The following is a 20289-nucleotide window of genomic DNA, read 5'->3' on the forward strand; positions in this document are numbered from 1 at the left end:
CCTCGCCACAGAGATTGAAGGCACTCCAATGAAGAAGATCATCCTCGCGCCGGCAGTCGCGCTCGCGTTCACCGGGCTTGTCGCCAGCCCGGTCGCTGCTGCGGAATCGACGTCTGCCCAGGCGGCGTCCACGCAGAAGGCCGACCAGCAGAAGAAGGTTGAAGCCGAAAAGGCCGAAGCCAAGAAGAAGGAAGAGGCCAAGAAGGCCGCGGCTGAGAAGGCTGAAGCCGAGAAGAAGGCAGCTGCAGAGAAGGCGGCAGCCGACAAGAAGGCCAAGGAAAAGGCCGAGGCTGCCAAGAAAGCCACTGACAAGAAGAAGGCGGACGAGAAGAAGGCCGCCGAGGAGAAAGCGGATAAGAAGGACGAGGCAAAGACGCCTCCGAAGAAGGTCGATCCGAAGCCCGCTCCTGCCCCCAAGGACGAGGACAAGGACTCCAACGACGACGACAAGTCCGAGGACAAGGCCAACCCCATCAACGCCTCGGTGCAGGTCACCTCGGGTGAAGTCACCGCCGAGGAGCTCCACGAGGACGGTGTGACCGTCAAGGTCACCGGCCTCGAGAAGGGCGACAAGGTCGCCGCCAAGTCCGGACTGACCGGTCCGGCCGTCACCGCTCAGGGGTCGACCGCGACTCTGAAGCTGCGCTCCTCCTCGGAGGTCTCGCAGGAGTCGGTTTCCTTCGCAGTCCAGGTGCAGCGTGCAGCCACACCGTCGGCCACCGAGAACGGTACTGTCAGCCTCCTCTCGGCGCCCGAGGTCGACCCGAAGGTCTCGCTCAGCACCGCCAAGATCTCGCAGAGCGACTTCGCCGAGAACGGCATCAAGGTCTCCGGCGAGGGCTTCACCCCGAATGGCAAGGTCACCGTAGTCGGCGGCAACGCAACGTCGCCATTCGCGACCAAGGAAGTCGAAGCCAACGCCGACGGTGAGATCTCCGCAACCCTGAAGTTCGAGGGCGACGAACCGCTTCCGGCCGGCGACTACTCGGTCTGGGGTGTCGACCAGGAGTCCGAGACCAACTCCCCAGCTCAAGACTTCACTATCACCGAAGACTCAGAGGTCGACCCGACCGTCAAGGTCGACTCGAAGGAGATCTCCCTCGAGGATTTCAAGAAGGATGGGCTGAAGTTCAGCGGATCCGGGTTCTCTCCCGGAGGCACCATCAGCGTTCAGGGCGAGGCCGTCTCAACGCAGCGTGCCGCCGCACCGCAGGCTGACGAACTGCGCGCTGACGAGAACGGTGATGTCGATGGCGTTGTGACCGCTCCCGAATCTCTCGAAGCCGGCACCTACTCGCTGACCTTCATCGACGATGAGACCAGCACCGCCAGCAACTCCGTCGAGGTCACCGTCACCGACGAAGACGAGGACGCCGTCGATCCGATCGACGCTTCGCTCAAGGTCGATCCTAAGGAGATCACCGCCGAGGACCTCGCCAACAAGGACAAGGGCGTGACAGTCACCGTCTCCGGCGTGAAGAAGGGCGACACGATCACCGACTCACTCACCGGCAAGAGTGAGACCGCAGAGGCTGACGGTGACTACAAGCTCCACCTCTGGTACGAGGGCAACCCCGCGAACCTCGAGGTCGGCAAGGTTCCGTTCACCGTCACCATCGACCGGGAAGGCACCGAGTCGGAGACTCTCAACGGCAACATCAACGTTGTCGGCGAAGACGACGGTGAGACCGAGGCTCCCGCCGAGGCGACCTTCAAGGTCTCACCGAAGACGATCGAGGCGGCGGACTTCGCCAACGAGAAGAAGGGCGTCACCCTCGCCGTCGAGAACTGCGAACCCGGCGCAGACGTCCACTTCGAGGTCAACCCGAAGGGCATCAACGTCACGGCCTACGAAAACACCGTCAAGGCTGACGACGAAGGCAATGCCTCCGTCAACGTCTTCGGCACCTCCTCAGATGTCTCGGCCTACGTCGGTGCGTACACTGCGACCGCGACCTGCGGCGATGACACCATGAAGGACTCCTTCACGGTCACTGAAGGCGCCAACGGCGGCGGATCTGACGGCGGAGACAACGGCAATGCCGGCAACGGCGGCGGAGATGACGGCAGCCAGTTGCCTCGCACCGGTGCCGACCTCGGTGGACTGACGACGGGAGCCCTGCTCCTCCTCGTCGGTGGTGCCGCGATCGCGCTGACCGGCCGCAAGAACAAGTTCGGACAGACTCCGACGAGCTTCTGATCCGAGCCCGGCGGACAGCCTGAATCGAAAGGGAGGGGCGGCTCAGCACTCGCTGAGCCGCCCCTCCTTCTGTTCTGCAGTCTGTGACGAATCGGGTGTTCAGGATGAATGGAGAATGAACTCTGCAACAGGGCCGAAGCCAGCACTGAACAAAACGAACACAACTATGCGTGTGGTGAATGTTGCATTACTGTTACATTCGTAATACTTCACACCCAGCTGTAATTTTCTAAGGAAATACATGAAGAAGCTCGCCCTCGCCCCCGCGGTGGCCATCGCCATCACCGGCCTGGCCGCATCCCCAGTCATCGCTGCCCCCGGTTCGGACAGCTACTCGCAGACTGTCGTCAAGAACTCCGGCGACACCCAGGAGAGCACTCCGTCTGAATCACCTGAAGCTGAAGCGCAGGCTATCGACGCAAAGGTGACGACTTCTCCCAAGGAAATCACCGCCGAAGATCTCGCCAACAAGGAAAAGGGAATCGTCGTCACGATCACCGGCCTTGAAGCCGGCGACAAGATTTCGGACACTCTCACCGGCGAAGCCGGCACGGCTGAGGGCGATACCTTCGAATACAACATCTACTCCACTCAGCCCGCCGAGGACATTGAGAACGGTACGGTTGACTTCTCCGTCACGATCACTCGCGATGGCGAGGAGCGCACCTATGACGGGCTGAGCTTCTCCGTCGTCGACGACACCGACGAGCCCGAGGCTCCCGAAGTCGACCCGAAGGTCTCGCTCAACGCCGACAAGTTCACGGAGAGCGAGTTCGCAAAGAACGGCATCAAGGTCACCGGTGAGGGCTTCACCCCGAACAGCAAGGTCACCGTCGTCGGCGGCAACGCAACGTCGCCGTTCGCGACCAAGGAAGTCGAAGCCGACGACGAAGGAAAGATCTCCGCAACCCTGAAGTTCGAGGGCGACGAAGCGCTTCCGGCCGGCGACTACTCCGTCTGGGGCGTCGACCAGGAGTCCGAAACCAACTCCCCGGCCCAGGCCTTCGTCATCACCGAAGACGAGACCGAAGAGCCCACCGCTCCGGTTGAAGAAGCCAAGCTGACCGTCTCCCCCGAGTCGATCACGCCTGCTGACTTCGTCAAGGAAGACAAGGGCGTCACCCTCGCCGTCGAAAACTGCGAACCCGGTGAAGATGTCCGCTTCCTCGTCAACCCCAAGGGCGAGTCGAGCGTCACCGCCTTCGACAAGACCGTCCAGGCTGACGACGAAGGCAAGGCCAACGTCAACGTCTACGGCACCAGCGCCTCCAACGCCTCGGCCTACGTCGGCGATTACGACGTCACCGTCACCTGCGGCGATGACGAGCTCACCGGTGACTTCTCGGTCGAGGAAGATCCGAACGCCGGTGGCGGCGACGGCAATGAAGACGGCAACGGCGGAAACGACGATGGCGACAACGGAGATGCCGGCAACGGCGGCGACCTGCCCCGCACCGGTACCGAGCTGACCGGCCTCGTCGGCGGCGCCGGCCTCCTCCTCATCGGTGGAGTCGCAGTCGCCATGACCATGCGTCGCAAGAAGGTCGCCCAGGATCCCGCTGAGATCTGATAGCCACTGACCTGAGAGCGTGCCGGCTCGACTGAGCCGGGCGTGAGTCGAAGAAGGGCGCGAACCCAGTTGGGTTCGCGCCCATCTTCGTATCTCAGCGGCCAAACATCAGCGGCCAACCATCTGCAGCCGGGCAGACTACAGCTCAATCCATGCGGTCGTACCTCGAGCGCAGAGCGAGGAAGACTCCGTAGAGGACCAGGCCGAGGCCGACTGCCAACAGCAGATACGGCCCGAACGGCTGATCTCGCATACCCTTGAGCGCACCGTCGATTCCGGTGAATTCCTCCGGATCACCGGCCGCCGCGGACACTACGATGAGGGTGCCCACCGACAGCAGCGTCGCGCCTTTTCCCAGATACCCGACGACACCGGTGAACCCGACGAGGAAGCGGGTGAACGCGCTACGCGGCCGACGAAGCTCATCTTTCCACTTCCGGCGCAGACCATTGATGCAGAACACGATGCCGATGATCGCAATCACGGCGCCGACAGCCATGAGGATATACAGTCCGCCCGGGGCCTTCGCCACGGTCGTCGAGGCCTGAGAGCTCGCCTTGCCCGAGTCCGGTCCTCCGCCGAAGACGAATTGGGAGAAAGTCGCGGCAACCACCACATAGGCAATGGCAGAACCGACCGTTGAGAAGAAGTCGATCCACTGCTTCCTCCCGTGCTTCTCCTGCGGGTCGCGAGTTCCGGCACCGCGCAGCGACGACGAGCCGAAGAACGCGTTGACCAAGCACCACAACGCCATCAGCGCACAGCCGAGGAAACAGATGACGATCAGCACCATGCCGAAGGGCTGTGAAGCGATCTGCCCGACCGCTCCCGCCTGGTCCGCTTCGCCGCCGCCCTGCCCCAGTCCGATGGTCACGGCCGTCGCACCGAGGATGGCGTGGACCAGTCCGTTCGCAATGAAGCCCGCACGGGCAACCCGCTCGAACCAGCGGCTGTCCGCGGCTTCCTGAGCCGCCGAATCAGCACTGTCGGCGACTTGTCGAACTATCTCTTTCTCGTTCACAGAGTCAGTGTCGCACAGCACCTGTACTTTTCTGCGCCGCAATGAACTGGATTCGTCGAGTAACGCGAAAAGGCGGAGTGCGCACCGAAAGTTCGGTTCGCACTCCGCCTCGGCGCCGTTCTCAGCGTCCCAGTCAGGCCTCGTCAGGCTCAGCCGCGTCGGTACCGGTTGTACAGCACCAGGGCTCCCGGTTCAGGGCGACCCTGTGGGCGTCGTCCCCTTGAGATCGAGACGACGTCTCCGCCCACGGTGCCGGCTGCAAAGACGCGCGCATCGCGTTCCTGTGCCGACCGGCGTGCCCGAACCTCGTCCTCAAGCTCCTCGTTGCGGCTCCTGAGCGCATCGACCTGATTCTGCAGGTCGATGATCTTCTTGATCCCGACGAGGTTGACTCCCTCGTCCTGCGACAGCTGCTGGATCAGTCGCAGCTTGGCGATGTCCTTCCCGGAATAACGCCTGCCCCGGCCCGCAGTGCGTTCCGGAGTGACGAGACCCAGTCGGTCATACTGCCGCAGCGTCTGCGGGTGCATGCCCGCCAGATCCGCGGCCACCGAGATGACATACACCGCCGCACTAGATGAAATGTGCATTGTGATTCACCACCTCAACTGGCCTTGGCTTTGTCCAGCAAGCCGGCGCGTGGATCCTCACCTTCGGTGGCGGCCTTGAACGACTCGACCGCTTGCTTGGCTTCTTTGGACAGGTTCTTCGGCGCCACGATCTCGACTGTCGCCAGCAGATCGCCGGTGCCCTTCTTCGTCTTCACACCTTTGCCCCGCACGCGCAGGGTCCGTCCCGACGGTGTCCCCGGTGCGACCTTGACCTTGACGGGCATTCCGCCCAGGGTCGGCACCTTGACCTCGGCGCCGAGGGCCGCCTCGTCGAAGCTGATCGGCAGATCCATCCGCAGATTGTCACCATCGCGGGTGAAGACCGGGTGCGGGCTCACGTGCACGGTGAGGATGACGTCACCGGGCTCGCCTCCGTTGGGGCTGGTCTTGCCCTTGCCGGCCAGGCGGATCTTCTGTCCGTCCTTGACCCCGATCGGGGTGCGCACGGTCAGCGGCTTCCCGCCGGGCATGTTCAGCTTCACCGAGGCCCCGTCGATGGCTTCGGTGAACGACAGCGTCGTGCTCGACTTGATGTCGCCGCCCTTGACCGGAGGCTGGTAGCCGCCATAGCCGCCGCCACCGCCGAAGCCTCCGCCGAATCCGCCGAGCAGATCCGCCAGGTCCGGGGGAACATCTCCCCCACCGCCGTAGGTCGTGCGGGTCCGGGTGCGTCCGCCGCCTCCGAAGAGGTCGGAGAACACGTCGTCGAATCCGCCGCCGGCAGCCCCGCCGGGTCCGCCGGAACCGGCGCTGAACCTGGCACCGCCGCCCATGGCGCGGACCTGATCGTACTGGGCCCGGGATTCCTTGTCGGAGAGCACCTGGTGGGCCTGGCCGATCTCCTTGAACTTCTCCTCGGCCTTCTCATCACCGGGGTTGGCGTCCGGGTGATACTTGCGCGCGAGCTTGCGATAAGCCTTTTTGATCTCGGCATCGGAAGCATCCTTGGAGACGCCGAGGGTTTTGTAGAAGTCCTTGTCGAACCAATCATTCTGAGGTCCGGTATTCACCTGGCACCTCCTTTCCTTCCAATCAATCCTGTCATCAGGGTATTCACTTGTCCTCTCACAATCCGCACCCCCGGGGCAATGCCCCGAAGATCCGGACCGCCGCCGAGGCGGTTCCCGGCCCCGTACGTCGGTGAACCGGCGTGCGGGGCGGGCGACCGCCTCGGCGATCATGATCGCTGCTCAGTCCTCCGGCTGCTGGACACCGACGCGGGCGGCGCGGATGATGCGCTCCCCGATCCGGTAGCCCGGCTGCATGACCAGGAAGAGCGTCGGATTCTCGACCTCATCCGAAGGCTGCTGCATGAGCGCTTCGTGGATGTTCGGATCGAACTCGTCGCCGACCTCTCCGTACTGTTCGACGCCGAGCTTGTTCAGCGATTCGACCAGCTTGTTCACGTGGGTCTCGAAAGGCCCGGTGACATCGCCGTTGTCGCGAGCGAGCTTGACCTCGTCGAGCACGGGGATCAGGGCCTCGACGACCTTGATCGTGCCGCCGAGCGCCGCACGCTCACGTTCACGGTCGGCGCGCATCCGGTAGGCCGCATATTCGGCGTTGATGCGCTTGAGGTCGGCCAGGTATCCCGCAGCCTCCGAACCCGGTTCGGGCTCGGCCTCCGGCTCGATGTCCTCGAGACCCGAGGCATCGGACGGGATGTCCACGCCGAGGTCGCTGGCATCGGCTGCGGCAGCCTGTTCGGCGTTCGGGTCCGCGGTCGGCTCCTCGCCGGCCCCGGCCGAGGCCGACTGGGCGTCGGCCTCGGGACGGACCTCACCGGTGTTCGGATCGACCCGGCGCTTGTCACTGAAGGTGAAGCCTGGCTCCTCGGACGACTTGTCGTTGCCCTCGGCAGTCATTACTTCTTCTCCTCATCCTCATCGTCGACAACTTCGGCGTCGACGACATCGTCGTCTGCGCTCGCATCGGCTGCGCCTTCACCGGCAGCTTCGGCGCCTTCGGCACCGCCCTGCTGGCTGTAGATGGCTTCGCCGATCTTCTGCTGGTTCTCCACGAGCTTGTCGTAGGCGCTCTTCACGGCGTCGTCGTCTTCACCCTTGAGGGCTTCCTTGACGGCGTCGACATCGCCCTGCATCTCGGTCTTGAGCTCTTCCGGCAGCTTGTCGGCATTGTCGGTCAGCAGCTTCTCGGTCTGGTAGGCGAGGTTCTCCGCATTGTTGCGGACGTCGGCAGCCTCACGGCGCTTCTTGTCCTCTTCTGCGTGCTCCTCGGCCTCGCGGACCATGCGGTCGATGTCTTCCTTCGGCAGTGCCGAACCGCCGGTGATCGTCATCGACTGCTCGGTGCCGGTGCCCTTGTCGGTGGCCGACACATGGACGATGCCGTTGGCGTCGATGTCGAAGGCGACCTCGATCTGCGGCACACCGCGCGGAGCCGGAGCGATACCGGTCAGCTCGAAGGTGCCGAGGTTCTTGTTGTCGCGAGTGAACTCACGCTCACCCTGGAAGACCTGGATCGACACGGAGGGCTGGTTGTCCTCAGCGGTGGTGAAGGTCTCCGAACGCTTGGTCGGGATCGGGGTGTTGCGCTCGATCAGCTTGGTCATCACGCCGCCCTTGGTCTCGAGTCCGAGCGAGAGCGGGGTGACGTCGATGAGCAGGACGTCCTTGCGCTCACCCACGAGGACACCGGCCTGAACGGCGGCGCCGATGGCGACGACCTCATCGGGGTTGACGCCCTTGTTGGGCTCCTTGCCACCGGTGAGTTCGGTGACGACGGCGGAGACGCCGGGCATACGGGTCGAACCGCCCACGAGGACGACGTGGTCGATGTCGCTGACGGAGACACCGGCGTCCTTCATGACTGCGTGGAACGGAGCCTTGGTGCGCTCGAGGAGGTCCTTGGTCAGGTCCTCGAACTTCGCACGGGTGAGGGTCTCATCCAGGTGGATGGGTCCGTTCTCGCTCATCGACAGGTACTGCAGCGAGATGTTCGTGCTGGTGGCCGAGGACAGTTCCTTCTTGGCCTGCTCTGCGGCTTCCTTGAGGCGCTGCAGAGCGGTGGCATCCTTGGTCAGGTCCACGCCGTAGTTGTTCTTGACCTGCTCGACCAGCCAGTCGACGATGCGCTGATCCCAGTCGTCACCGCCGAGGCGGTTGTCACCGGAGGTCGCACGGACCTGAATGGTGGAGAAGTCGTCTTCGTCCTTGCCGACTTCCAGCAGGGAGACGTCGAAGGTACCGCCACCGAGGTCGAAGACGAGGATGAGCTCGTCTTCCTTGCCGCGCTCGAGGCCGTAGGCCAGAGCGGCAGCGGTGGGCTCGTTGATGATGCGCGAGACGTTGAGGCCGGCGATCTCACCGGCGTCCTTGGTTGCCTGGCGCTCAGCATCGTTGAAGTATGCGGGAACGGTGATCACCGCGTCGGTGACCTTCTCCTGCAGGTACTCCTCGGCGTCGTGCTTGAGCTTCTGGAGGATGCGGGCCGAAACTTCGGGGGCCGTCATCTTCTTGCCACCGATCTCGGTGGACCAGTCGGTGCCCATGTGGCGCTTGACCGAAGCGACGGTGTTCTTGATGTTCGTGACGGCCTGGCGCTTGGCGATCTCACCGACGAGGGAGTCGCCGTTCTTGTTGACTGCGACGACGGACGGGGTGGTGCGACCGCCTTCCGCGTTTGCGATGACCTTCGGGTCGCCGCCCTCGAGGACGGTGACGACGGAGTTCGTGGTTCCGAGGTCGATTCCGACTGCACGTGCCATAGTTTTCTCTCCTTACAGATCGTGAGTTCCTGCGACTCGAATGTGTGCGATCGGGCGGCTCCGGTTCTTGAGTCAGAACCACTCGACCGCACACATTGAGCCAACCGGACTCAAGTATTCTCTTCGAGGTTCCGACCGTCAAGTCGGCCTCATCAAAGTTGCGTACACCAGACTCAACTTTGCTGAGGATGGTTTTATTCCGGCGGGAAAGAAACTATTCTTTTCAGACTGCTGCTGCGGTATCGAGCAGGCCGAGAACATCATCGACAACAGCGTCCCGACGCGACAGCACGACACGATCCCAGGGTTCACCGTCACCGAGGCTGTCACCACGAAGGATGCGTTCGCGCAGTTCGACCCAGCGCCTCCAATGTCGGTCGAAGGCGCGTCGTCTGACGACCCTCTTCCGCTGTGCCTGACCGCGAAGCGCGGAATCTCGATCCGTATCGATGAAGACGATCATCGGTCGATATCCGAGAATTCCTGCAAGGCTCACAATGAGTCGGCGACTCCACCGGCGGGCGCCCGGATCATGGACGACCAGCGGTCCGCGACCCTTGTTGAGCATGAGCGCAAGCACGCGGAGGTGGGCAATCGTGTGAAGAATCGGTCGAACGAGCGCGTACGGCAACCACGGCATCCGCTGACGCAGCCGACGTCGCATGCCCTCCGGGTCCGCCGACCGTACCCGAGGCGATCGGCCCCGTAATACTCTGAGCGCTTCGGTCTTACCTGCCCCGGGAACCCCGGCGACGACAACGAGAGGAGTCGCGCCAGCACTGCCCGATGAGCCGCCGCATTCGCGCCCTCCTGCGTTACGGTCGAGTTCCCCGACGCACCCGTCGTCGCCTCTCGCAGGGGCTGCTGATCCCATGGTGACCTCTCCGAGTCAGATGATGAGAGTCAGCATAGAGGCGAAATCTTCGCCGTCACTGCGAAGTCTCTCGGAGAATCACTCGCCGAGGCGGTCCTCCAGATCGTCGAGGATCTGGCCGGCCCCGGTCGGACCGAGTCCGAGGAACCAGACATCGTCATTGACGCGGATGGCCTTTTCGTCCTTGACCGCATCGAGACCCTTCCATTGGCTCGACTCGAGCGCCTTCTTCTCCCCAGTCGCCTCCGGATCACCGTAGCTGGTGTAGAAGACATAGTCGCCGGCCGCCTGGTCGAGGTTCTCCGCAGAGATCTCGACGGCGAGCTCGTCGACGTCCTGGTTCTTCGGACGTTTGAACCCGGCATCGTGGAGGATGACTCCGATGAGCGACTGATTCGCATACAGGCGGAGGCGATCAGGCATGAAGCGCACGAGCGAGATCGTCGGATCGCCGTCGACGGAGTCCTTGAGCTCTCCAACCTCGCGAGCGTATTCCTCAAGCTCCTTCGTCGTCTCGTCTTCCATGCCCATCGCCTCACCGACGAGGCGGAAGTTCTCCTTCCACGGGAACCCTGGACGGATCGAGAACACCGTCGGAGCAATGGAGTCGAGTTCGTCATAGAGTTTGTCGGCGCGCAGCTGGCTGCCGAGGATGAGGTCGGGTTCGAGTGAAGCGATCTTCTCGAGATCAAGCTCCTGAATCGTGCCGACCGTCTCGACTCCCTTGACCTGGTCTTCGAGGTAGCTCGGCACCGGGCTGGTGCCTTCGGTCGTCACCATGCCGACGGGCGTGATGCCCAGCGACAGGACATCGTCGAGCTCTCCCGTGTCGAGGACGACGACGCGCTCGGGCTTCGCCTCGATCTCCGTGGTGCCATTCGCATGCTTGACCGTCCGCGGGAAGACCCCGGCCTCGGCATCGCTGCCGAGCTTCGCAGTCTCCTCATCAGCAGTCCCGAAGGCCTCGCCTCCGGTCGCAACGTGTTTGTTGCCGGCGGCCCCATCGGCGCCCTTGTCGTCTTCAGCGGCACAGCCGGCAGCGAGGAGGGCAATGGTCAGAGCTGAGGCGGCCACAACGACAGCCCGATTCTTCAGAGTCGATTTCACGAAGTTGAGCCTACCCTAAGTGTTCACCCCCACTCGACACGCCGAACCTTCCGCTGAATCGCACCACGAATGCAGTTTCCCGGGCCTACTTAGGTTAGGCTCATCTTCGCAAGCGAACATTCTCGAAAGGTCCCCTATGTCCCGCGTCAAACCCGGCAGCACACGCGTATTTGCCGCAATCACCCTCGCCACCGCTCTCAGCCTCAGCGCCTGCGGCGGGTCCGGCTCTTCCGACTCCGGCGATGGCGACACCGCCGCCGACGGTCAATGGCCCCTGACGATCACGGACGACGCCGGCCACGAAGTGACCATCGACGAAGCGCCCGAATCGATCGTCTCCACCTCGGTGACTCTCACCGGCAGCCTCCTCGCCGTCGACGCACCGGTCACCGCCTCCGGTGCCACCATGCCCAATTCCCCCGTTGCCGACGACCAAGGCTTCTTCACGCAGTGGAGCGACGTCGCGAAGGAGAAGGACCTCAAGGCCCTCTACCAGGGCGACCCCGATGTCGAGGCCGTGCTCGCCGAGGAACCTGACCTCATCGTGGTCTCGAAGACCGGCCAGGACTCGGCAAACGCCATCTACGATCAGCTCAGTGACATCGCTCCGACCGTCGTCATCGACTACGGCGACAAGGACTGGCAGGAGGTCACCACCAAGCTCGGTGAGATCACCGGCCACGAGGATGAGGCGAAGAAGGTCAACGACGAATTCGGCACCCGCGCCGAGGAGGTCAAGTCCGCCATCGACGCCCCGAAGCAGCCGGTCACCGGCATGATCTTCAACGAGAAGGCCAAGGGCGGAGGATCCGGAGCCAGCGCGAACATCTGGACACCGGAATCCGCTCAAGGCAAGCTCCTCCAAGAGGTCGGCTTCGAACTCGCCGAGGTCCCCGAAGGCACAGCCGGCCAAGGCGAAATGGGCAAACGTGCCGATATTGTCGAAGTCACCGGTGAGAACCTGTCGAAGGCCGTCACCGGCGAATCCGTGTTCCTGTTCAACGCGAACGAGAAGACCGCCGCGTCATATGCGAAGAACTCGCTGGTCGAGAGCACACCGGCGGTGAAGAACGATGCCGTCTATCCGATGGGCCTCGACTCATTCCGCCTCGATTACTACTCCGCCACGAACGTCCTCGACCGCATCGAGGACGAATTCGGCAAGTGAACACCTGAACACGAAACGGACGGCCGGCAGCGACGATACTTCTCGCTGCCGGCCGTCCGTTCTCTGCCTATGGAGCCATCTGGGCGACCCCGGCGGGGCCGCCTCGGTGAGCAGATCGACCTCCGCCGGGCCACCTCGGCGAATCAGCCCTTGGCCGGACGGGAGCTGATGATCTCCGCGCGCTCGTCTCGGTTGAATTGACGCAGCTGGGTCACATGAGCCGGATTGAGCTCGGAGACATCGGCGACCTGGAGCAGGCGCATGGTGCGCTCGACCTGCTCGCCGAGGATCTCGATCGTCCGGTCCACTCCTGCTCGACCGCCGGCCATGAGGCCGAAGAGGTAGGCGCGGCCGATGAGTGTGAAGTCCGCGCCCAGCGCCAACGACGCGACGATGTCGGCGCCGTTGCGGATTCCGGTGTCGATGATGATCTCCACGTCCTTGCCGATCTCACGAGCCACCTCGGGGAGGAGTTCGAAGGGTACGGGCGCGCGATCGAGCTGGCGCCCGCCGTGGTTGGACAGGACGATCGAATCGACGCCGAGGTCGGCGAGCTTCTTCGCGTCCTCGAGCGTCTGCACGCCCTTGACGGAGAACTTGCCGGGCCACATGGCGCGGATTTCGGCGAGGTCATCGAAGTCGATGGAGGGGTCCATCGCCGAATCGAGGAGCTCGCCGACGGTGCCGCCGGTCTCAGACAGGGAGGCGAACTCGAGCTTCGGGGTGGTCAGGAAGTCCCACCACCACCAGGGACGCGGGATCGCGTTGAGGATCGTCTGCGGGGTCAGCTGCGGTGGAATCGAGAAGCCGTTGCGCGTATCGCGCAGTCGGGCACCGGCGACGGGGGCGTCGACGGTGAAGAATAGGGTGTCGAATCCGGCGTTCTTCGCCCGCTCGACGAGGCCGTAGGAGATGTCGCGCTGCTTCATCACATAGAGCTGGAACCAATTGCGCCCGTGCGGGTTGGTCTTCTTGACGTCCTCGATCGAGGTCGTGCCCAGCGTCGAGAGCGTGAACGGGATTCCTGCAGCCCCGGCGGCTCCGGCGCCGGCGGTCTCACCCTCGGTCTGCATGAGTCGGGTGAAGCCGGTCGGCGCGATGCCGAAGGGCATGGCCGAGCTGCCGCCCATGATCTGGGTCGAGGTGTCGACGTTCGTGACGTCCTTGAGGATCGAGGGGTGGAACTCGATATCGCGGAAGGACTGGACCGAACGTTCCATCGAGATCTCACCCTCGGCGGCACCATCCGTGTAGTCGAACGCGGCGGCCGGGGTCCGGCGTTTCGCGATCTTGCGCAGGTCCTCGATCGTCAGCGCATTCTCCAAGCGGCGCTTCTTCGGGTCGAGTTCGAACTTCTTGAACTTCATCAGCTCGAAGATCTCGGCCGGCTGAGGAATCTGCCTCTTGACCATGTTTTTCGCTCCTTTGATTAGGCGGTGGTTGAGAAGTGCGTGGTGGCTGGTGCGGGTGGTCCGATCGGCAAGACGGCGCCGCGCGGATTCAGGAGCCGGGGACCATCCAGGACAGCACCGTCGACTGGAGTCCGACGAGCAGACACATGGCGACGAGCATGCCCAGGGACCAGCCGATGACGCGGCGGAGGATCGACGCCTCCTTGCCGAGCAGGCCGACGGCGGTGGCCGCGATGGTGAGGTTCTGCGGGCTGACCATCTTGCCGAGGACACCGCCTGAGCTGTTGGCGCCGACGAGCAGCAGCGGGTTGAGCCCGGCCTCGTGTGCGGCGGTCTGCTGCAGGGTCGCGAACAGTGCGTTCGCCGAGGTGTCCGAACCGGTCACAGCAGTGCCCAGCCAGCCGAGGATCGGCGAGAGGAAGGCGAAGAAGGCTCCGGTGCCTGCGATCCAGGTGCCGATGGTGATCGTCTGGCCCGAGAGGTTCATGACATAGGCCAGTGCGAGAACGGAGCCGACGGTGAGGATCGAGAACTTCATCTTCACGACGTTGACGATGAAGACATCGACGGCGTCCTTCGGCGACATCTTGTATACGATCGCGACGATGATGCCGGAGATGAGCAGCAGGGTGCCCGGGGAAGACAGCCATTGGAAGTTGTAGACCGTGCTCGTTGAGACTTCGCCGGCGGCGTTGAGGATGTTTCCATCCAGTCCAGGCCAGGAGATCTTCACATCGGTCGAAGCCAGCCAGTTGTTGAGTACCGGCACGAGTTTGGCCACGGAGAAGATGACGATGACGAGCAGATAGGGGAAGAGAGCGAGGAAGACTCGGGACCCCGTCAGCGGCGCGGTCTCCTTCTTCACATCGGTGGCCACGGCGGCAGAGGCACCGCCGGCATCGGGAGCATCGGCGCCTTCGTGTTCGCGCTCATCGGCCATGCGGTCGAGTGCGTCCTGACCGCCCTTCGGCTTCCAGAAGCGCAGCATGATGACGACGGCTGCGAGGCCGACGAGGGAGGCGATGATGTCGGTGAGTTCGACGGAGAGGAACGTGGCGGAGACCCACTGGGCGAGGCCGAAGGCGATTCCCACGACGAGGGCAAGCGGCCAGATCTGCTTCAGCCCGCGACGCCCGTCGACGAGCAGGACGAGGAAGAGCGGCACGACTGCGGCGAGGAACGGGGTCTGGTGACCGACCATGGCGCCGATGTCCTGGTAGTCGATTCCCGTCAGAGTGCCGGCGGTGATGATCGGGATGGCGATGGCACCGAAGGCCACGGGCGCGGTGTTGGCAACGAGGACGACGACGGCCGCTCGCATTGCGGTGAAGCCGACGGCGACGAGCATGACACCGGTGATCGCCACCGGGGCACCGAATCCGGCGAGCGCTTCGAGGAGGCCGCCGAAGCAGAAGGCGACGATGATGGCCTGGATGCGCGGATCATCGGAGATGACATTGATGACCAACCGCAGGTCCTCGAAGTGGCCCGAGCGCACGGTCAGTTCATAGAGCCAGATCGCGGTGATGACGATCCACATGATCGGGAACAGTCCGAAGGCGAACCCCTGTGTCGCCGAGAGCGCGGCGAGTCCGACCGGCATTCCGTAGGCGGCGATCGCGACGATGAGAGCGACGCCGACGGCGGTCAGTCCGGCCCAGTGGGCCTTCCATTTGAGCGCGCCGAGGGTGACGAAGATCGTCAACAGCGGCAGGATCGCCAGCAGGGATGACCACAGCAGGCTGTCGGCCACCGGTGCGATTTCAGGTGTGTACATGGCTTCTCCAAATCGGCCGGGCCTGCCCACATCGGGTCTGTTCCCCTGTGAACGCGCTCCGAACTCGAACGATCAGAATGTTCAGTATGGCCTTTATGAGGTCAGACCATTAATCTGAGCATAGGACGAGGGTGTGATCTGCGTCAACTGTTTTCTTCCGGCGGCGGTTCCGGTCGCATCCCCACGAGCAGGACGATGAGCAACGAGAGGCATGACATGATGGCGCGGTGGAGACGACCATGAACGATGACACGAACGAGGTCCGCCCGGAACAGACAGGCAGCGCCGAGGCGGCCGCCGGTCCCGAATGGAAACCCGTGAACCGGGCGAGCACCTATGAGCTCGTCATCGACGCCGTCGAAGAGCAGATCATGACCGGATCGCTGGGCGTCGGAGATCCTCTGCCTGCCGAACGCGACCTGGCGACGAAGCTCGGTGTCAGTCGCGCCAGCGTGCGCGAGGCGCTGCGCGTGCTCGACAGCCTCGGAGTCGTCCGGTCCTCGGGCGGGTCCGGCCGCGGTGCCGGCACGTTCATCGCCGCCATGCCCTCGGCAGCGCTCACCCGGTTCCTCCGCCTTCATGTTGCGCTCACGAACTTCAGCATCGATGACGTGACGGAGACGCGCATCCAGCTCGAACGCTCGAGCGCGGTCCTCGCGGCGACCCGAGCCGATAAGGACGCACTGGCAGAGGTGAACGCGCAGCTGGCGATGATGGACACTCCCGGGATCAGCTTGGAGACCTTCAACGACGCGGACACAGCCTTCCACGTCGCCATCGCTCAGGCGGCTGGAAATCAGCTGTTCTCCGACCTCACCGGGGCCATCCGCACCTCTCTGCGGAAGTCGATCTTCTCCTCGTTCAGCCGCGTCGACGACCAGCAGGCGCTGATGGCGAAGCTGCAGGCCCAACACCACGGGATCATGGACGCCATCACCGCCGGTCACGCTGAGGAAGCTGCGGTCCTGACCGAAGAGCACATCCGCTTCGCCGCCACCCGCTTACCCGGCCTCTCCGACACCTAACCCACCCCAATTGCTACCTGACGGCGGCCCAGCAACCTCGCGCGAGGTTGCTGGGCCGCCGTCAGGTAGTAATTGAGGGGCTTACTGGTCGTCGGAGTGCAGGGCCACCTCGGCGGTTTCCGCTTCGATCCGCGCTTGGTTCTCGGCCCGTTTCCTGGCGCGCTTCTCCTCCTTATGTGCCGCCCGGACCTCTTTGCGCCGTTCGACGAGGAGGTAGAGAGCGGGGACGAGGATGAGCGTGAGCACCGTCGACGAGGTGAGCCCGCCGATGACGACGATCGCCAGGGGCTGCGAAATGAACACTCCACCACCGGTCAGCCCCAGCGACATCGGCACGAGGGCGAAGATCGTCGCGGCCGCGGTCATGAGGATCGGGCGCAGGCGCAGTCGGGTGCCGTGGACGATCGCGTCCATGAGGTCGAGTCCGTCCTCCCGCAGCTTGTTGATGAGGTCGATGAGCACGATCGCGTTCGTCACGACGATGCCGATGAGCATGAGCAGACCGATGAGCGAGGGAATGCCCAATGGTGTGCCGGTCGCCAGCAGGAGCAGCACGGCTCCGGTCGCGGCGAAAGGAATCGACACCAGCAGGATGAGCGGCTGGACGAAGCTGCGGAAGGTCGCGATCATCACGAGGAACACGAGCACGATCGCCACGGCCATCGCCATTCCGAGCTGACCGAAGGATTCCGCCTGCTCCTGGCTGGCACCGCCGACGTCGAAGCTGACTCCGTCGGGCAGATCCATGGTCTCGGTCAGGTCAGTGGCCGCGGCGGTGACCGTTTCGAGCTGGCCGCTGGACGGGGTTGCGAACACGGTGACCTTCCGGTCGCCGTCGGCACGGTCGATCGTCGCCGGGGTCTCGGTCTTCTTCACCTCTGCGATCTCGTCGACGGTGATCGGCTCACCCTTGATGTCGGGGATGGCGGCCTGCTCATCGGCAAGCGCCTCTTCCTCCTCCTGGCTCTGCTCCTGTTCACGCTGGCCGTCAACGAGGTCGTCGATGGCGTCGTTGGCTTCCTTCAGTCCCTTCTCTGCCTGTTCGACCCCTTCGCGGGCCTGTTCCACCTGGTCGGCAGCCATGTCGCCCGGGCTCGGAGCCGGCGGCGGATTCTCGGCATCGCGCAGGGCCTTGCGGGCCTGTTCGAGCTGGTCGGCCGCGTTGTCACGAGCTTCACGGGCAGACTCGAGCTGCTCGGCCGATTCGTCAGCGGCCTTGCGCTTGGCCTCCTCGGCGCGGGCATCGGTCTTCTCCTCGACCCGATCGGTCGCATCCTCCTGGGCGTTCTGCGTCTGCACCTCGGTGACGGGCAGTTCGAGAGCACGGATCTCGTCCGGGGTCGCATTCGGATGAGTCGGGGCGAGGGTGATGTCGCGCTCCTGGCCGTTGAGGGTGATGGTGCCGGCCTCGACGCCGTGGAGTGCGGCGGCGATGGCCTGACCGACCTCGGCCTGGCTGAATCCGTAGTCGGCGGCTTTCTCCCGATCGACGTCGACCTCGATGACCGGCTGATCGGCGGCGAGGTCGTTGCGGGCGGACTGGACGCCGTCGGTGTCCGCCATCTTCTTCGTCACCTCATCGGCGGCCTTTCGCAGCGCACCCAGGTCGGCGCCCGAGAGGGTGACCTCGACATCCTCGCTGACGGAGCCGCCGGCATCCTGGACGTCGATCTCGCCTGCGTCCTTCCCGAGGTCGTCGAGTTGGGTGCGGATGCGGTTCGTCGCAACCTCGGCCTCGGAGTCTTCGGCCAGGGTGACGTTGAACTGGTTCTCCGCTCCGGATTCCGGGCCGTTGACCGTCGTCGAGTAGGTGTCGACGTCTGGATCATCGCCGAGCACGGCCTCCACACGCTTCGCGGCCTTGTCACCGGCTTCGAGCGAAGCGCCGGCGGGAAGGGTCTGCGTGATGTACACGGAGTTCTGCCCGGCCGAGCCCAGAAGATCTGTCTTGAGGAAGGTCGCACCCATCATCGTGACAATGAAGATGACGACGGAGAAGGCGATTGTCCTCCAGGGGTGGTGCAGGGCGGAGATGATCGCCGGCAGGCTGCGCTGCTGGAGGCGATCGACTCGGCCGGAAGCCTCACCGTTTCCAGGGGCAGGGGCGACGACGGGTTCGACGGTCGCGTCCGGCAGCGGGTCCTTGCCCTTGGCTGCGCGTTTGGCGTTCTTCTTCTCGATCGTCTTCTGGCGGCGTTCGGCACGGGCCACCGAGCGGCGGTGCTGCTTGGCGGCCCACAGCTCATAGCTGCGGTCGGTGGCGGCTTGCCGCTTGGGCGAGAGCGGTTTGGGGCTGCGGCGTAGGACCCAGTAGCTGAACACGGGGACGATCGTCAGCGCCACGACGAGGGAGGCCAGCAGTGCCAAGGACACGGTGACGGAGAAGGGCCGGAACAGCTGTCCGGCGATGCCGTCGACGAACGCGATGGGCAGGAACACGGCGACGGTGGTCAGGGTCGAGGCAGTGATGGCACCGGCGACCTGTTTGACGCTGGCGACGATGTCTTCGACCGTCAGGTCGCTCGTGCCCTGGCGTCTCCGGATGTTCTCGATGACGACGATGGAGTCGTCGACGACGCGGCCGACGGCGATCGTCAGGGCACCCAAGGTGAGGATGTTGAGCGTGTAGTCGCCGACCATGAGGCCGATCATCGCGATGAGCAGCGACATCGGGATCGAGATCGCGGCGACGATGGTCGAACGGAACGAGCCGAGGAAGGCGAGGATGACGAAGATCGCGAAGATCAGGCCGAGTCCGCCTTCGACGGAGAGGTCGTGGATCGACTTCTCGATCTCCGGGGCCTGATCGAAGATCGTCGAGAATTCCGTGTCCTCGCCGAGCTTCGGACCGACCTTGTCGAGGGTGTCGGCGACCTTGTGGGAGACATCGACGACATTGGCGTCCTGGTCTTTGGTCACCGACACGGTCACGGAGTCCTTGCCGTCGGCACGGGACAGGGAGGTCTTCTCGATCGAGTCGAGGTCGACGTCGGCGACCTCACCCAGCAGCACGGTGCCGTCTGTGGTGCGCAGTGGCGTCTTCTCGATCTGCTCGACGGCGTCGACCTCGGTGCCGACCTCGACGGCCATCGACGTGTCGCCCTGTGAACTCTGCCCAGCGGGAACGACGGTGCCGGCGGCTTCGAGCTCATCGGGCACGGAGGATTCGACAACGTTCTTCTCCGCCACGTCCTCGGGGCGGAACGTGATGGAGACTCGCTGCTCGTCCTGGCCGGTGACCTCGACGTTCGAGACTCCGTCGAGAGCGCGGAGTTCGGGGACGAGGTCGGTCTCGAGACGGTCGCCGAGGGTGGCGGAGTCTCCGCCGGAGACGGCGAACATCGTCACCGGGACCTCATCCATCTGATACGACAGCACTTCGGCTTCGGCATCGGCGGGCAGGTCGGACTTCACTCCGTCGACGGCCGAGCGGACGGCGTCGGTCATCTCTTCGGAGTCCTTGCCGAAGGGCCAAGTCACCTCGGCGGTCATCATCCCCGATGAGGTGGAGGTGGTCACCGATTCGAGCTCTCCGACCCCGTCGAGCGCGGTCTCGAGGGGCTTCGTCACGGTCTCCTCGATCACCTCCGGTGAGGCGCCGGGGACGGTGGCCTGCACCGAAGTGCCGGGCAGGTCGACCGAGGGCATCGTCTCCTGGTTGAGCGAGGTGGTCGCGACGATGCCGAAGACGGCGATCACGAGGGTGAGCAATCCGACGATGAGGCGGTTCTTCAGACTCATCCGAGTGATCAGGTGCACGGGGTTCCTCCGGGTTCGGGGGTGTGAGCAGGGCGCTC

14 protein-coding genes are annotated in these 20289 nt (G+C 64.1%); 4 read left to right on the forward strand and 10 right to left on the reverse strand.

Annotated features, from left to right (window positions below):
• Positions 1-28: 28 nt before the first annotated feature.
• Positions 29-2200, forward strand: a complete 2172-nt coding sequence (locus AC3CD9_RS13400) for a hypothetical protein (protein ID WP_488364361.1) — start codon at positions 29-31, stop codon at positions 2198-2200.
• 241 nt (positions 2201-2441) lie between these two features.
• On the forward strand, positions 2442-3770 hold the full coding sequence (locus AC3CD9_RS13405; RefSeq protein WP_488364362.1) for a lipoprotein 17-related variable surface protein: 1329 nt from the start codon (positions 2442-2444) through the stop codon (positions 3768-3770).
• 145 nt (positions 3771-3915) lie between these two features.
• On the opposite strand, the gene AC3CD9_RS13410 is transcribed toward AC3CD9_RS13405, so the two are convergent.
• The 7 genes from AC3CD9_RS13410 to AC3CD9_RS13440 all read right to left on the reverse strand — a co-directional run bounded on the left by AC3CD9_RS13410 (position 3916) and on the right by AC3CD9_RS13440 (position 11110).
• Positions 3916-4791, reverse strand: a complete 876-nt coding sequence (locus AC3CD9_RS13410; RefSeq protein WP_488364363.1) for a DUF1206 domain-containing protein — start codon at positions 4789-4791, stop codon at positions 3916-3918.
• Positions 4792-4940: 149 nt separating this feature from the next.
• A complete protein-coding gene (locus AC3CD9_RS13415) occupies positions 4941-5381 on the reverse strand; it encodes a heat shock protein transcriptional repressor HspR (protein WP_101543907.1) in 441 nt (146 codons plus the stop codon).
• Between the two features lie 14 nt (positions 5382-5395).
• Positions 5396-6412 (reverse strand): DnaJ C-terminal domain-containing protein, encoded by a 1017-nt coding sequence (locus AC3CD9_RS13420; protein ID WP_488364364.1) that lies wholly within the window; start codon positions 6410-6412, stop codon positions 5396-5398.
• Positions 6413-6592: 180 nt separating this feature from the next.
• Positions 6593-7267, reverse strand: a complete 675-nt coding sequence (locus tag AC3CD9_RS13425; protein WP_139467937.1) for a nucleotide exchange factor GrpE — start codon at positions 7265-7267, stop codon at positions 6593-6595.
• A complete protein-coding gene (gene dnaK / locus AC3CD9_RS13430) occupies positions 7267-9129 on the reverse strand; it encodes a molecular chaperone DnaK (protein ID WP_139467936.1) in 1863 nt (620 codons plus the stop codon). Before dnaK ends, AC3CD9_RS13425 begins: the two co-directional genes overlap by 1 nt.
• 223 nt (positions 9130-9352) lie before the next feature.
• Positions 9353-10003 (reverse strand): AAA family ATPase, encoded by a 651-nt coding sequence (locus AC3CD9_RS13435; RefSeq protein ID WP_488364365.1) that lies wholly within the window; start codon positions 10001-10003, stop codon positions 9353-9355.
• A 78-nt stretch (positions 10004-10081) separates the two neighbouring features.
• Positions 10082-11110, reverse strand: a complete 1029-nt coding sequence (locus AC3CD9_RS13440; protein ID WP_488364366.1) for an ABC transporter substrate-binding protein — start codon at positions 11108-11110, stop codon at positions 10082-10084.
• A 136-nt stretch (positions 11111-11246) separates the two neighbouring features.
• Between AC3CD9_RS13440 and fepB the strand changes: the two genes are divergently transcribed.
• Complete coding sequence (fepB, locus tag AC3CD9_RS13445; protein ID WP_488364367.1) at positions 11247-12278, forward strand: Fe2+-enterobactin ABC transporter substrate-binding protein; 1032 nt, start codon at positions 11247-11249, stop codon at positions 12276-12278.
• A gap of 143 nt (positions 12279-12421) precedes the next feature.
• Here fepB and AC3CD9_RS13450 read toward each other — a convergent pair whose 3' ends face one another.
• Together AC3CD9_RS13450 and AC3CD9_RS13455 are read right to left on the reverse strand one after the other, a co-directional pair.
• Entirely contained in the window at positions 12422-13690 is a 1269-nt protein-coding gene (locus AC3CD9_RS13450; RefSeq protein ID WP_488364368.1) for an alpha-hydroxy acid oxidase, read from the reverse strand.
• Between the two features lie 88 nt (positions 13691-13778).
• Positions 13779-15467, reverse strand: coding sequence for an L-lactate permease (locus tag AC3CD9_RS13455; protein ID WP_488364369.1), 1689 nt, complete (start codon positions 15465-15467; stop codon positions 13779-13781).
• 239 nt (positions 15468-15706) lie between these two features.
• Here AC3CD9_RS13455 and AC3CD9_RS13460 point away from each other — a divergent pair, with 239 nt between their 5' ends.
• Entirely contained in the window at positions 15707-16492 is a 786-nt protein-coding gene (locus tag AC3CD9_RS13460) for a FadR/GntR family transcriptional regulator (RefSeq protein ID WP_488364370.1), read from the forward strand.
• A gap of 81 nt (positions 16493-16573) precedes the next feature.
• Here AC3CD9_RS13460 and AC3CD9_RS13465 read toward each other — a convergent pair whose 3' ends face one another.
• Positions 16574-20233, reverse strand: coding sequence for an efflux RND transporter permease subunit (locus AC3CD9_RS13465; RefSeq protein WP_488367554.1), 3660 nt, complete (start codon positions 20231-20233; stop codon positions 16574-16576).
• Between the last annotated feature and the right edge of the window lie 56 nt (positions 20234-20289).

This window comes from Brevibacterium sp. MGP-B1, from assembly GCF_057766545.1.